This window comes from Pseudomonas sp. 300, assembly GCF_055803035.1.
In genome coordinates this window covers 2,192,269-2,206,061 of sequence record NZ_JAVLRV010000002.1, presented here as the reverse complement: position 1 = coordinate 2,206,061, position 13,793 = coordinate 2,192,269, and the positions used below count along the sequence as shown (strand labels likewise).

The window sequence follows — 13,793 nt, the reverse complement described above, 5'->3', positions numbered from 1 at the left end:
TTCCGAGTCGGGTTTATCCCTGATTTGAGATTGAAAGAGAGATTGAAAAGTCTCTGAGCTTCAATCAGACGAGTTAGGACGCAAGTCCAAAGCGATACGCAGCGGTAGTTCAGTCGGTTAGAATACCGGCCTGTCACGCCGGGGGTCGCGGGTTCGAGTCCCGTCCGCTGCGCCATATCTGCCTCAAGGCCCACTGAACGCCTTGGAGCTACGAAGAAAACCACTGGTTTATCTTCGAGTCGATAGCAAAGACCCTGGTCGAAAGACCGGGGTTTTTTGTGTCTGAAATTTGGCTTTTATCCCTCTTCAGCCTTCCAAGACCAACTTTTTGCCCGCGCGGTGCATAAAGGACTTGGTTCACAGTGCTGATATTAATTAGAATCACTCTCATTTACGATAACTCCTTGGCACAGGGCTTCTTGAGATGAGTGATGCAGCGATGCCGAAGGAGCAAACCCTTCACGACCTGTACCGCGATCACCGTGGCTGGCTTGAAAGCTGGTTGAGAAGACGCATGGGCAACGGCTGTGATGCGGCAGACCTGAGCCAGGATACGTTTCTGCGTTTGCTGGCCAGCTCCCAGCGGATCGCCGACCTGAAAGAACCCCGTGCCTATCTGCTGACGGTGGGCAAACGCCTGCTGAGCAACTTCTACCAGCGTCGCAGTCTGGAGCAGGCCTATCTGGCCGCGTTGGCGTCGATGCCCGAAGCGTGCGCGCCATCACCGGAACAGCGCTGGCTGCTGCTGGAAACCCTGCAAGCACTGGACGAGTTGCTTGACGGACTGCCGAGGGCGGTGCGCCGGGCGTTTCTCTGGAGCCAGCTTGAAGGTTTGAATTACCAGCAAATCGCCGAGCGCCTGGAGGTGTCCGAGCGCACGATCAAACGCTACATGGCGCAAGCCTACGAGCATTGCCTGTTGGTGGACCTGTGAACAGTCAAGCGACCGATGCCCGTCAGGCTGTCCGTGCTGCGGCGCAGTGGCTTGCTTTGTTGGAGTCTGGCGGCGCCAATGAGCAGGACCGCGCGAATTTACAGCGTTGGCGTGATACCTGCGCCACTCACGAACACGCCTGGCAGAAGGCACAAGCCTTGCGTCAGCGTTTCTCCGATCTGCCTTCAGGGCTGGCGCTGAGCAGTCTGGATCGTCCTGATCCGGGGCGGCGCGTGGTACTCAAGCGCGCATTGGGCGCCGTGGCGTTGGTGCCGACGGCCTGGCTGATCAGCCGACAATTGCCTCTGGATGTCTGGCGTGCCGACCTGCACACCGCCACTGGCGAGCGTAAAAAAGTGCAGCTCGCCGATGGCAGTTCCTTGCAACTCAACACCGCCAGCGCCGTCGATGTGGATGTGCAAAGCCACCGCGTGAAATTGATCGAGGGCGAACTGTCGCTGAAGGTGCCAGGTACTGCGCCGCTGACGATCCAGACGAAGTTCGGAAATGTCATCGTCAGTCAAAGCGAAGTCTGCGTTCGCCAACACGCGCAAGGCTGTCGAGTGTCGGTGTTCAACGGTTCCGTGCAGTTGCAGCCCTCGCAAGGGCCTGCTCTGGCAGTGCGCGGCGGTCAGCAGGTCAGCCTGCAAGCGGTGGGTGCCGGAGCGATCACGCCATTCGATGCGCTGGCTCCCGGTTGGCGCGAAGGTGTACTGATGGCGAAAAACCAGCCGTTGGGGGATTTCCTCCGCGAACTCGGCACTTACCGACCGGGTGTTCTGCGTTGGGAGCCGGAGCTGGAAACATTGCGCGTCACCGGCAGTTTCCTGCTGGACGACACTGACCGCGTCCTCGCGCTGCTCGCGGCCAGCCTGCCGCTGCAGGTGCATTCCCGAACCCGTTACTGGGTCACGTTGCTGCCGCGCAAAAATAGTGTGTAACGCCTGTCCCCTTTTTTCGACTCGCTTGTCATTCAAGGCATGTGAACGAATCAAGAGAGCAAATTGAATGCCCACCGCCTTTCCACGCCCGGCTACTTTCCGTCTGCGTCCGTTGTTGCACCTGAGCCTGTTGTTGGGCCTGAGTGCCAGTCCATTGTTCGTCACCGCAAGCTGGGCCGAAGACGGTGCCCGACGCAATTATCAGGTGCCTGCCGGCAGCCTGAGCGATGCGCTGACCCGTTTCGCCGGGCTATCCGGGGTCAATCTATCGGTTGACCCGGCGCTGGTCAGCGGTCGCAACAGCACCGGTCTGTCCGGCGAATACGCGGTCGAGGAGGGCTTTGCGCGGCTGTTGCAGGGTTCCGGTCTGCAACTGCAACCGGTGGGCGAACAGGCTTACATCCTGACCCCCGCGCCAGAAGGCAGCAGCCTGCAACTGGCCCCCACCTCGATTCTTGGCGCCACAGGCGGGACGGACGGCGAGGTGTATGCCGGCGGCCAGGTCGCACGTCGCGGATCGCAGGGCTTGCTGGGCTCGAAAGACTTTATGGAAACGCCATTCAGCATGACCACTTACACCAGTGAGGCGGTCAAGAACTTGCAGGCGCGTACCCTGGGCGAGCTGATCGCCAGCGATCCTTCCGTTCGCGCCACCAACCCGGCGGGCGGGCGTTATGAGCAGTTCACCATTCGCGGGTTCAGCCTGTTCAACAGCGATGTTGCCTACAACGGTCTCTACGGCATCCTGCCGACCTATACGATCGACATGGAGATGGCCGACCGCGTCGACATTCTCAAAGGCCCGAGCCAGCTCATCAATGGCATCTCGCCGCGAGGCGCCGTGGGTGGCGGAATTAACGTGGTGCCCAAGCGCGCGACCGACAAGCCGATCACTTCGTTTACCGGCAACTACGCGTCCGACAGCCAGACCGGCGGTGCCGTGGATATCGGCAGGCGCTTCGGTGAAGACAACAAGTTCGGGATTCGTTTCAACGGCGTGAAGCAGTCCGGCGACACCGAATGGGATGACCAGAATGTCGACCGCGAGATGGCCGTGCTGGGCCTGGATTTTCGCGGTGAACGCCTGCGACTCTCGACCGATCTCGGGCGCACCGAGCGTGATACCGATGCGCCGCAAGAGCGCGTGCAGGTGGGCGCCAACGCGCAGGTTCCGCATGCCAGCGACGTACGTCACAACTATGCGCAGCCCTGGAGCAAGGCAAGTACCAACGACACGTTTGGCACGGTGAACGGCGAATTCGATGTCAGCGACAACGTCATGCTGTACGGCGGAGTAGGGGCGCGCGAAAGCAGTCATGACTTCCTTCGTCATGCCGTTTCGGTCACGAACAACAGGGGCGACTTCAGCGTTCAACCCCGTGACTTCACCCGTGACGAGAGTGTGCGGACGGCGACCGCCGGGGTGCGCAACTGGTTCCACACCGGCCCCGTGAGCCATGAGGTCAACCTGGCCGCCAGCTATTTCTACATGGACTTCGAAAACGGCGGCGCCCGTTATGCCAATGGCAATAGCAACCTCTACAACCCTGTGGAAACACGTACGCCTGTTACGCCGACCCGGCAGGATTCCAAGGTCTACACGGAGCAACGCTTCAGCGGCGTGGCGCTGTCCGACACCCTGGGGTTCTTCGATGACCGGCTGCTGCTGACCCTCGGCGCCCGCTGGCAGCGCGTGAAGGTTGACGACTGGACCGATAACGTCAAAGGCGACACCGGCTACGATGAGGAAAAGGTCTCGCCGTCGGGCGGTATCCTGTTCAAGGCGACCGACAAGTTGTCGCTGTATGCCAACTACATGGAAGGCCTGAGCCAGGGCAAGGTCGCACCGTCGACCTCGATCAACGAGGACGAAATCTTCCCACCGTTTGTCAGCCGGCAGGTCGAGGTCGGCGCCAAGTATGACGCGGGTAAGTTTGCCGTCACCGCCGCCGTGTTCCGGATCAAGCAGCCGGCCTACGAGACCAACGCCACGACGCGCGTCTTCGGCCCGAATGGCAAACGTCAGAACGACGGTGTGGAGCTGAGTGTTTTCGGTGAGCCGCTCCAGGGTTTCCGCTTGCTCGGCGGTGTCATGTACATCGACAGCGAGTTGACCAAGACCACCAATGGCACTTTCGACGGCAACCGTGCGCCGGCCACGCCCAAGTACAACGTCAACCTGGGCGCCGAGTGGGACGTGCCGACCGTACAGGGCTTGACCCTGACCAGCCGCGGCATCTATTCCAGCTCGCAGTTCCTGGACCAGTCCAACAACAAGGAAATCGATTCGTGGGAGCGTTTCGACGTGGGCGCACGCTATGCGTTCAAAGTCGAGGACAAGAACATCACCCTGCGTGCCAATGTCGAGAACGTGGCGGACAAGCGCTACTGGAGTTCGGCCGGGGCTTCGGATGACAGTGAGCCTGGGTTGACGCTGTCGACACCGCGGACCTACTTGCTTTCGGCTACCGTCGACTTTTAATTCGATGTGCCTGACCTGACGCCATCGCGGGCAAGCCCGCGATGGCGGCATCAGCAACACCGCAAAACTCAGCCCTGCAAATACACCGCATGCGTATGGGTGTACTCATACAACCCATGCTTGCCATCCGCACCGCCAATCCCGGATTTGCGCACCCCGGCGTGGAAGCCCTGCATGGCTTCGAAATTCTCCCGATTCACGTAGGTTTCGCCAAAATCCAGCTCCCGCATCGCGTGCATGGTTTTGCTCAGGTCGCGGGTGTAGATCGATGACGTCAGGCCGTATTCGCAGTCGTTGGCCAGGGCGATGGCTTCGTCGAGGTCATCGATGATCTGAATCGGCAGCACCGGGCCGAAAATCTCTTCGCGCATGATCTCCATGTCCGCCCGGCAACCGGCCAGCACGGTGGGCTGGAAGTGGAATCCATTGGGCAGATCGGCAATCTGCCCGCCGCTGATCAAATTCGCACCCTGGCTCAACGCCGTACGGACTTTACGGTTGACGCTGTCCAGGCCCTGGCGGTTGATCAGTGGTCCCATTTCGATATCGGGTTGGGCGATCGGGTCGCCATAGCGCGTAGCACTCATCGCCGCCGCAATACGCTCGATGAATTGATCGGCAACCTTGCGCTCGACATACACCCGCTCGGCGCAATTGCACACCTGACCGCTGTTGATAATCCGCGAATCGCGGATGGCCTTCACCGCCAGATCCAGATCGGCATCCGCCAACACAATCGCCGGCGCCTTGCCGCCCAGTTCCAGATTGAGTTTGGTGATGTTCGGCGCGGCGGCGGCCATGATTCGCGAGCCGGTATCCACGCTGCCGGTGAAGCTGATCATGTCCACGCCCTTGTGCGCGCTGAGCGCCGCGCCGACTCGACCGTCGCCGCAGACCACATTGAACACGCCGGGCGGCAGGTCGGTTTCCGCCACCAGTCGGGCGAATTCGAAGCAGTTGTTCGGGGTTTCTTCGCTGGGCTTGATCACGATGGTGTTGCCGGTCAGCAGTGCCGGCGCCATTTTGCGGGCGATCAGGAAGAACGGAAAATTCCACGGCAGAATCCCGGCGACTACGCCTAGCGGCTTACGGAACAGAAAGATGTTTTCGTTCTGCCGGTCGCTGGTGATGATTTCGCCTTCGATGCGTCTGGCCCATTCGGCCATGTAGTCGAGGTAATCGGCGGTGAAGTTGACTTCGACTTCCGCCAGGCCGCTGATTTTGCCCTGTTCCAGCGTGATGGTGCGCGCCAGGTGCGCGACGTTTTCCCGCAGCTTGGCGGCGATGCGACGCAGATGCCCGGCGCGCTCAATCGCCGGTTTGCGCGACCAGTCTTTTTGCGCGGTGCGGGCGGCGGCGAGGGCGCGGTCTACGTCTTCGGCAGTCGAGGCCGGGACTTTCGACAGCACCGCGCCGGTGGCCGGGTTGATCACGTCGAGATGAGCAGCGCTGGCCACAAACCGGCCGTTGATGAAGTTTTCGTAGACAGGCATGGAGACGACTCCTTGATCAGTAGGTACGCGATGGCGCTTGAGCGGTGGCCGGTGTGCGATAACGCGCCAGGGTGGCCATGGCGCTCTGACGCAGCAGGCTGATATCGATGGCCACCGCAATGAACTGACAACCCCAGCTCTGATAGCGGCGCGCGTCCTCTTCGTTCGGCGCAAGAATGCCGCAGGCCTTGCCGGCCGCCAGCGTGGCGTTCACCGCGTGTTGAATCCGTTCCTGGACTTCCGGGTGACCGGGATTGCCGGCATGACCCAGCCCGATGGACAGATCCGCCGGGCCGATAAACACCGCATCGACGCCTTCGACGGCGGCAATCGCTTCGACGTTTTCAACACCCGTGCGCGATTCCACCTGAACGATCAGGCACAGCTGCTCATGGGCGGTGGTCAGGTAATCCGGTACGCCGTCCCAGCGGGTGGCGCGAGTCAGGCCGCCGCCGACGCCACGAATACCGTGCGGCGGATAACGCATGGCGCGCACCAGTGCCGCCGCCTGCTCGGCGGTTTCGACCATCGGGATCATCAGCGTCTGCGCGCCGACGTCCAGCAGTTGCTTGATCAGATTGGTGTCGCCCGTCACCGCACGCACCACGGGCGCGGTGGCGTAGGGCGCCACCGCCTGTAGCTGCGCCAGCACGCCGGGCACGGTGTTCGGCGCGTGTTCACCGTCGATCAGCATCCAGTCGTAACCGGTGGTGGCGACGATCTCGGCGGCGTAGCCCGTGGCGAAACCGGCCCAGATGCCATATTGGGTCGCCGGGTTTTTCAGGGCGGCCTTGAAAGCGTTGTGAGGCATGTTCATGACAGGGTCCTTTCTCAGCGGTTGTACGGCCGATGCAGTTGGCATTCCGGGTTGAGTGTCACGCCAAAGCCCGGCTGGTCGAGTGCCGACAGACGCATGCGGCCGTTCACCGGAACCGGTTCGCCGAGCAATTGCGGGTGGAACATCGGCACCACTTCGTCAGCCTTCGGCGCCATCATCAGGAACTCGGCGAATGGACTGTTATGCCGCGTGGCGACGAAGTGATAGCTGTAAACCGACGAACCGTGAGGGATGACCAGCGCGTTGTGGGCGTCGGCCAGGGCGGAAATTTTCACCAATTCAGTGATCCCGCCGCACCAGCCGACATCCGGCTGGATGATGTCGCAGCAGCCCATCTCCAGCAGCATGCGAAAGCCCCAGCGAGTGGCTTCGTGTTCGCCGGTGGTCACCAGCATGCCTTTGGGCACGTTGTTGCGCAGTGCGGCGTAACCCCAGTAATCGTCCGGCGGCAGGGCTTCTTCGATCCACTTCAAACCGTATTCGTGGGCGCCGACCGCCAGTTTGGTGGCGTAGTTGAGGTCCAGACTCATCCAGCAATCGAGCATCAGCCAGAAGTCCGGGCCGACCCGTTCGCGCATGGTCGCCAGTTCTTCAAGGTTCTTGCGCAGGCCTTCCTCGCCTTCGGCCGGGCCGTGGTGCAACGGCATCTTGCCGCCGATGAAACCCATTTTCTGCGCCAGGTCGGGGCGAGCGCCGGTGGCGTAGAACTGCAATTCGTCGCGCACCGCGCCGCCGAGCAATTGATGCACCGGCTCCTGGCGGATCTTGCCGAGCAGGTCCCACAGCGCCAGATCGACCCCGGAAATCGTATTGATCACGATGCCTTTACGCCCGTAATACAGGGTCGACTGGTACATCTGGTCCCAGATTTTCTCGATGTCGGTAACCCGTGCGCCTTCGAGGAAACGCGCCAGGTGTTTCTCGACGATGTAGGCGGCGGGCTCGCCCCCGGTGGTCACGGCGAAACCGACGGTGCCGTCGCTGGCTTCGATTTCCACCACCAGCGTGCCGAGCACATTGATGCCGAAGGTGCGGCGGCTCTGGCGGTATTCGGGGTATTTGCTCATCGGCGTGGCAATGTGATCGTCGATCCAGTGGCCGTCCGCCTGATCGTGATAGTCCGCGCCGCCGCCTCTCAATGTAAAAGCGCGGACGTGTTTGATGGTTGGAATGCCCATGGTGTGACTCCTCAGGTTTAAACGGTGGCCGGTTTGTTCGACGCTTTATGGCCGGGCGAACGCACGCCCAGCACCAGCAACGCGGCGATGACGGTGGTGCCGGCCAGCACGTACAAACCGGCGGCCGGTGAATGGAAGGCGCCTTCGGCCCAGTTTTTCAGCACCGGGGCGATGAAGCCGCCGAGGGCGCCGAACGAGTTGATCAGCGCGATACCGGCCGCCGCGGCACTGCCGGCGAGGTAACTGGAAGGGAAGGTCCAGAACACCGGTTGCACGGCGATGAAGCCGGAAGCGGCGAAGCACAGGGCGACGATGCCGAGGAACGGGCTGGCGAAGGTCACCGAGCAGGCGATCCCGGCTGCCGACATCAGCAAAGTCAGGCAAGCGGTGCCTCGACGTTCGCCGGTGCGGTCGCTGTAGCCGGGGATCAGGTACGCCGCGACTATCGCGCAGATCCATGGAATCGCCGTGACCAGTCCGACCATCAGCCCGACCTTGGTGCCCAGCAGTCCGCCGACCTGGGTGGGCAGATAGAACACCACGCCGTAGACGCTGGCCTGAATCAGCAGATAAATCAGGCACAGGTACAGCACCGACGGCTGGCACAGGACGTTGAGCAGGCTGCGGCCGTGGTTCTGTTTGTGGCTGTCTTCTTGATCGAGGATGCCTTGCACTTGCTGGCGTTCTTCAACCGTCAGCCACTTTGCATCGGCCGGGCGATTGTCCAGGTACCAATAGGCCCAGACACCGACCGCCGTGGCCATCAGGCCTTCAACTGCGAACAGCCATTGCCAGCCGTGGACACCGGCAAATCCGTCCAGCTCCAGTAACAGACCGGATAACGGGCTGCCGAAGATGAACGCCAGGGGAGCACCGAAGTAGAAGAAGCCCATGGCTTTGCCGCGCGCGGCGCTGGGGAACCAATAGGTGAGGTAAAGGATGACGCCGGGGAAAAAACCGGCTTCGGCCACGCCCAGCAAGAAGCGCAGAACGTAGAAGCTGGTTTCGGTGTGGGCGAAGACCATCGCGGCGGAGACCAGGCCCCAGGTGACCATGATCCGGCACATCCACAGACGGGCGCCGACGCGGTGCAGGATCAGGTTGCTCGGCACTTCTAGCAGCGCGTAACCGACGAAGAACACCCCGGCGCCGAAGGCGAACGCAGCGTCACTTATGTTGGTGTCGGCTTGAAAGGCTTGCTTGGCGAACCCGACGTTGGCGCGGTCGAGGAAGGCCATGATGTACATCAGCAGGAGAAACGGGAGCAGCCGCCAGGAAATTTTGGCGAGCAGAGGCGCGGGTAGAGTCTTCATCGCAGTTTTCCTTTGGTAGGGCATTTGTTCTTATGGGAAAGACTGTACGGCTGCGGATCGATGCGTTACAAATCGAATCTAGCTCACAACTGATACCTTCCGGGTATCGATAAAAAGGCTTGTCATGACGACACCCACCGTTTCCCGCAGCCTGCTCAACCGTCTGCGCTACAAGCATCTGCACATGCTGGTGGCGCTGAGTAGCAGCCTGAACCTGCACCGCGCCTCGCAAACCCTGAACATGTCGCAACCCGCTGCGACCCGCATGCTGCATGAGATTGAAGACATGTTTGGCTGCGACCTGTTCGAGCGCCTGCCGCGCGGGATGCGGCCGACGGCGTTGGGCGCCGAGTTGATCCGCTTCGCCGAGTCGGCCATCAGTGGTCTCGACCGCTGCGCCGAAGACCTGATCGCACGGCAGCAGGGCGGCTACGGCTATCTCTCCATCGGCACCATCATGGGCGCGGCGCCGGACCTGGTGATGGATTCGATTGCCGAGATCAAGTCGCTCAATCCGCAACTGCGAATTCGCATCATGGGCGACACCAGCGACCAGGTGATTCAACTGCTGGAGCAGGGCCGCATCGACCTCGCCATCGCTCGACGCAATGCCGCCACTGACAGCGAACACTACGCGTTCGAGCAATTGGGCAACGAACGATTGCTGGTGGTGGTACACGCCGGTCATCCACTGGCCAAACGCAAAAAACTCGAGCTGTCGGAACTGGTCAGCGGCTGGCCGTGGATCCTGCAGCCGGAATCCAGTCCGGCGCGCATTGGTCTGGATCAGGCCTTGCAACGACTGGCCTTGCCACTGCCGGCGGACATCATCGAATGCAGCTCGGTGTATTCCATGCAGCAGCTGATTCAACTGACCGACGCCATCATGGTGCTGTCGGAAACCGCGTTGCGCGACTACCTGAAAATGGGTCTGGTGGTGGCGTTGCCGGTCGAGCTGGACGTGCAACTGGCGCCGTTCGGGTTGTTGTTGCGCAAGGGCGAACACATCAGTCGGGAGCTGGGTTTGTTCATTGATTTGCTCCGTCGGAAAGCAGCGGTTTTTTGATTGTTCGGTCAGATTTTTGTAACCAGTTGTTTTCTATAAACGCATAAATCTATAAAGTTAACCTTTCGGTCAGCTTTGCACTGTCAACACAGCCCTTTGCAACGTCAAAAAGGGCTTCTGCAAGACTCGAGATTTCCAGAACATAACCAGAAGGGCGGACCCATAACCGCCCAGAGGATGATCCATGTCCAACCGTGAAATATCCCGGCGCTCGTTCCTTCAGGGCGGGCTGGTGGCGGGTGTGAGCGTGACGCTTACACCGCTCGGCAGTCCGGCGCTGGCAGCCTTGATGGAACACAGCGTGACCGTGCCTTCCGAGCAATGGCTCGGCAACAACGGCAAGGCGCGCTCGCGAAACGATGCCCTGTCCAAGGTCTGCGGCAGCAAAGTCTTTGCCCGCGACATCCGCGCCAAGGACATGCCGGGCTGGCCGCAGCAGCAGGGCCACGCCATGTTGCTGAAAACCATCAAGGCCGATCGCATCTACGCAGGCTACGACCTCGCCTGGCTCGGTGCCGACTTGCAGCCCGACCGCATCGTCACCGCCGCTGACCTGGTCAACGACGGCATCGCTTTCCCGGAAGAGCACGCGCCTGATCCGCTGCTGCCGGAAGGCAAAGTGCCGATGTTCATCGGTCACCCGGTGGCGATCCTGATCTGGAACGACTTCGAGCGTTTTCGCCGGGCCAAGGCCCAACTCAAATTCAATGACAAAGCGATTCGTTACGGTGCCCAGGTGCCATTCTACGAAGGCGATCCCTACGGCAGTTTCCGCTACGTACGCGTCGGCGGCGCCACCTCGGCGGACGAAGACGAATTCGCCAGCCTCAAGGATTCGATCCTGTTCCCGATGCTGCGCAACCGCCGTCCGGTGTGGAATTCCCAACCGAACCTGCACGGCAACCTGACCGAGCGCGGGCTGTTTTACGCCGAGCGCATGAAGCAGCAGATCGACACCCCGCCAGACAACTGGCTGGTGTTCGACGAGCGCTACAAAACCCCGTCGATCGAACCCGCTGCGATGGAGCCGGACAACGGCAACGGCTGGTACGACCCGGCGACCAAGACCCTGCATTTTGTCGTCGCCACCCAGTGTCCGCTGGAAACCGCGACCGAGACCGCGAAGATGATCGCGCCGTCGCGTTTCGGCCTGGCCAACCTGAACATGCACCCGGGCTACACCGTCGGCTACGGCTCCAAAGACCACAACATTTTCGTCTACTACGCGGCGCTGGCGGCGTTGTACGGCGCCGGTGTGCCGGTGCGTCTGGCCAACGACCGCTACGAGCAATTCCAGAGCGGCATCAAGCGTCACCCGTTCGACATCCGCTACCAACTGGCGGTGGACAAGACCGATCACAGCTTCAAGATTTTCCGCGCCGAGATGAGCGTCGATGGTGGCGGACGGATCAACTACAGCCCATCGGTGGCGGCGGTTGGCGCCACGGCGGCGCAGTCGATCTACTACATGCCGCAGAACGATTTGCAGGTCACGGCTTATCACTCGCGTGCTGTTGAAGCGGGCTCGATGCGTGGCTACGGCACGCTGCAAAGCATGGCCTCCACCGAAATGATGGTGGATGAAATTGCCGGTCGCCTCGGCATCGATGCCATCGACCTGCGAAAGAAAAACGCCATGGTCTCGGGGATGAAAAACACCCAGGGCGCGGTGCCGGCGGGTGCTTTGCGCCTGCATGAAATTCTCGACAAGGCCGCTGTTCACGATGTCTGGAAAAACCGCGACGCAATCAAGAAACAACGCGAAGCCGCAGACCCGGATAACTGGTATGGCGTTGGTTTTGCCATCTGCCAGAAAGACTTCGGCACCGGTTCCGAAGCGCCGATGGCGAGTGTCGAATTCAGCGCTGAAGGCCGCATTCACTTGCGCCACATCGGCATTGAAATCGGCACCGGGATGTCCACCTCGCAAGCACTGGTCGTGGCCGATTTCCTCGGCAGCCCGGCGCACGAGGTGAAGACCGGCGAGACCGAATGGAAAGAGTTGCAACTGATCACCGGCGGCAACCCATACATCATGAGTCAGGCCGAGCAGGACAACTTCCTGCGTAACCCGCGTTGGGTCGGCAAGCTCGCGTCGGCCTCGTCGGCGACCAACTCCGCGTACTACTTCAGCCACGCCACCCGTGAAGCGGCACGCGTGCTGTTCAACCACGGCTTGTGGCCGGCGGCGTTGCAGATCTGGGGCCAAGGCCCTTACGGCGGCCAAGCCAACCCGTACGTGGTGCGCCGTGAAGACGCGCATTGGGTCGACGGCAAGCTCACCGCCAACGGCATGCAGCCGCTGAGCTTTGAGCAATTGGCGAAACACGCCCACGAAAAAGGTTTGGTGACCGGCGCGACCGTACACGGTTTCAACCGCTGGAGCTGGGCTGAGGCCGAGTTCAGCATCGACGGCGTGCGTGAACGTCTGCCGCTCGACAGCCTGGCGGTGAAGTACGGCGATGGCGCTCCAAACGTGAAAAAGGCGCAGATGAACAGCGCCGGTTTCCATCTGCTGGACCGGCAGAACGTGCATTACCCGGACACTCAGTTGAACAACGCGGCGGTGACTTACTACAGCCCGGTGGCGACGCTGGTGGAACTGAAAGTGAACAAGGGTTCGGCTGAGGTTCAGGTGCTCAACCATCACTCGTGGGTCGAGTGCGGTCGGGTGCTGGTGGAAGAACTGGTCAAGGGCCAGCTCGAAGGCGGGATCGCCATGGGCATCGGCCATGCACTGATGGAAGAGATGCCGCTGTACGAAGGCGGGCCGGGGGAGGGGGACTGGAACTTCAACCGTTACCGCTTGCCGATGGCGCGCCACGTTGCGGTGTGGAAGCAGACGGCCGAGATCCTGCCGCCGCTGTCGCCGAGCGATCCATCGAAGGGCATCGCCGAAGTGGTGATGATCCCGGTGGTCGGTGCCATCGGTAACGCCGTGGCCCACGCCATCGGCAAACGGGTCCGCGACATGCCTATCACTTCTGCTCGCATCAAGGAGGCCCTCAATGGCTGACCGTCCGCTTCAACTGACCCTCAACGGTCAATCCGTCGGCCCGGTGGACATCCCTGATGACCTGCCGATGATCGACTACCTGCACGAATACAAAAACCTCACCGGCTCGCGTCTCGGCTGCGGCCAGGGCATCTGTCACGCCTGCGTGGTGATCGTCGACAACCCCGACGGCACCAGCGAAGAAGTGCGCACCTGCATCACCGGTGCGCATTACTTCGAAGGCAAAAAAGTGCGGACCATCGAAGGCCACGCGACCCGCGACGAGCAGGGCAAGGTCACCGAACTGAACCCGATCCAGCAGCGCTTCGTCGATGAATTCGCCTTCCAGTGCAGCTATTGCGCTCCGGGTTTCGTGAATGCCGCGACGGTGCTGGTGGAGAAGCTGCAACGTCAGCCGATCGTCAAAAGCCAGTTGGAACAAGTGATCGAGGACAGCCTCGGTCACCACATCTGCCGCTGCACCGGGTACGTGCGCTACTACAGCGCGACGCGCAACGTGCTGACCGATCTCGGCCTGGTCAAGGAGGGTTAA

The 13,793-nt window shown here is 61.3% G+C and carries 10 protein-coding genes and 1 tRNA gene; 7 read left to right on the top strand and 4 right to left on the bottom strand.

The features are described from left to right. The first annotated feature begins 98 nt into the window (after positions 1 to 98). From Q7W83_RS16580 to Q7W83_RS16565, 4 genes are all read left to right on the top strand, one after another. Positions 99 to 175 (top strand) — tRNA-Asp (locus tag Q7W83_RS16580). Positions 176 to 424: 249 nt separating this feature from the next. After that, a complete protein-coding gene (locus Q7W83_RS16575; RefSeq protein WP_150632462.1) occupies positions 425 to 934 on the top strand; it encodes a sigma-70 family RNA polymerase sigma factor in 510 nt (169 codons plus the stop codon). Continuing rightward, the gene (locus Q7W83_RS16570; protein WP_150637400.1) at positions 931 to 1,875 is read left to right on the top strand and encodes a FecR domain-containing protein; all 945 of its coding nucleotides are present in this window, start codon (positions 931 to 933) and stop codon (positions 1,873 to 1,875) included. The genes Q7W83_RS16575 and Q7W83_RS16570 overlap by 4 nt, the downstream gene beginning before the upstream one ends. Positions 1,876 to 1,942: 67 nt before the next feature. Further along, the gene (locus Q7W83_RS16565; protein ID WP_150632460.1) at positions 1,943 to 4,357 is read left to right on the top strand and encodes a TonB-dependent receptor; all 2,415 of its coding nucleotides are present in this window, start codon (positions 1,943 to 1,945) and stop codon (positions 4,355 to 4,357) included. A gap of 68 nt (positions 4,358 to 4,425) precedes the next feature. On the opposite strand, the gene aldA is transcribed toward Q7W83_RS16565, so the two are convergent. The 4 genes from aldA to Q7W83_RS16545 are packed head-to-tail and all read right to left on the bottom strand — an operon-like array spanning position 4,426 to position 9,179. Continuing rightward, positions 4,426 to 5,850, bottom strand: a complete 1,425-nt coding sequence (gene aldA, locus Q7W83_RS16560; RefSeq protein WP_458377219.1) for an aldehyde dehydrogenase — start codon at positions 5,848 to 5,850, stop codon at positions 4,426 to 4,428. A gap of 16 nt (positions 5,851 to 5,866) precedes the next feature. Continuing rightward, positions 5,867 to 6,667, bottom strand: a complete 801-nt coding sequence (locus Q7W83_RS16555) for an aldolase/citrate lyase family protein (RefSeq protein ID WP_473656363.1) — start codon at positions 6,665 to 6,667, stop codon at positions 5,867 to 5,869. A gap of 14 nt (positions 6,668 to 6,681) precedes the next feature. After that, entirely contained in the window at positions 6,682 to 7,866 is a 1,185-nt protein-coding gene (gene rhmD, locus Q7W83_RS16550; RefSeq protein ID WP_008067008.1) for an L-rhamnonate dehydratase, read from the bottom strand. Between the two features lie 17 nt (positions 7,867 to 7,883). Next, positions 7,884 to 9,179 (bottom strand): MFS transporter, encoded by a 1,296-nt coding sequence (locus Q7W83_RS16545; protein WP_473656362.1) that lies wholly within the window; start codon positions 9,177 to 9,179, stop codon positions 7,884 to 7,886. Positions 9,180 to 9,303: 124 nt separating this feature from the next. Between Q7W83_RS16545 and Q7W83_RS16540 the strand changes: the two genes are divergently transcribed. From Q7W83_RS16540 to Q7W83_RS16530, 3 genes are all read left to right on the top strand, one after another. Continuing rightward, the gene (locus Q7W83_RS16540) at positions 9,304 to 10,245 is read left to right on the top strand and encodes a LysR family transcriptional regulator (RefSeq protein WP_458377221.1); all 942 of its coding nucleotides are present in this window, start codon (positions 9,304 to 9,306) and stop codon (positions 10,243 to 10,245) included. A 184-nt stretch (positions 10,246 to 10,429) separates the two neighbouring features. Continuing rightward, complete coding sequence (locus Q7W83_RS16535) at positions 10,430 to 13,261, top strand: xanthine dehydrogenase family protein molybdopterin-binding subunit (RefSeq protein ID WP_473656361.1); 2,832 nt, start codon at positions 10,430 to 10,432, stop codon at positions 13,259 to 13,261. Beyond that, entirely contained in the window at positions 13,254 to 13,793 is a 540-nt protein-coding gene (locus tag Q7W83_RS16530; protein ID WP_150632453.1) for a (2Fe-2S)-binding protein, read from the top strand. The genes Q7W83_RS16535 and Q7W83_RS16530 overlap by 8 nt, the downstream gene beginning before the upstream one ends.

What these genes read in the sequence shown, in the direction of transcription:
- Q7W83_RS16575 (WP_150632462.1), top strand. Translation starts at nt 425, where the DNA reads ATGAGTGATGCAGCGATGCCGAAGGAGCAAACCCTTCACGACCTGTAC.
- Q7W83_RS16565 (WP_150632460.1), top strand. Translation starts at nt 1,943, where the DNA reads ATGCCCACCGCCTTTCCACGCCCGGCTACTTTCCGTCTGCGTCCGTTG.
- aldA (WP_458377219.1), bottom strand. Translation starts at nt 5,850, where the DNA reads ATGCCTGTCTACGAAAACTTCATCAACGGCCGGTTTGTGGCCAGCGCT.
- Q7W83_RS16555 (WP_473656363.1), bottom strand. Translation starts at nt 6,667, where the DNA reads ATGAACATGCCTCACAACGCTTTCAAGGCCGCCCTGAAAAACCCGGCG.
- rhmD (WP_008067008.1), bottom strand. Translation starts at nt 7,866, where the DNA reads ATGGGCATTCCAACCATCAAACACGTCCGCGCTTTTACATTGAGAGGC.
- Q7W83_RS16545 (WP_473656362.1), bottom strand. Translation starts at nt 9,179, where the DNA reads ATGAAGACTCTACCCGCGCCTCTGCTCGCCAAAATTTCCTGGCGGCTG.
- Q7W83_RS16540 (WP_458377221.1), top strand. Translation starts at nt 9,304, where the DNA reads ATGACGACACCCACCGTTTCCCGCAGCCTGCTCAACCGTCTGCGCTAC.
- Q7W83_RS16535 (WP_473656361.1), top strand. Translation starts at nt 10,430, where the DNA reads ATGTCCAACCGTGAAATATCCCGGCGCTCGTTCCTTCAGGGCGGGCTG.
- Q7W83_RS16530 (WP_150632453.1), top strand. Translation starts at nt 13,254, where the DNA reads ATGGCTGACCGTCCGCTTCAACTGACCCTCAACGGTCAATCCGTCGGC.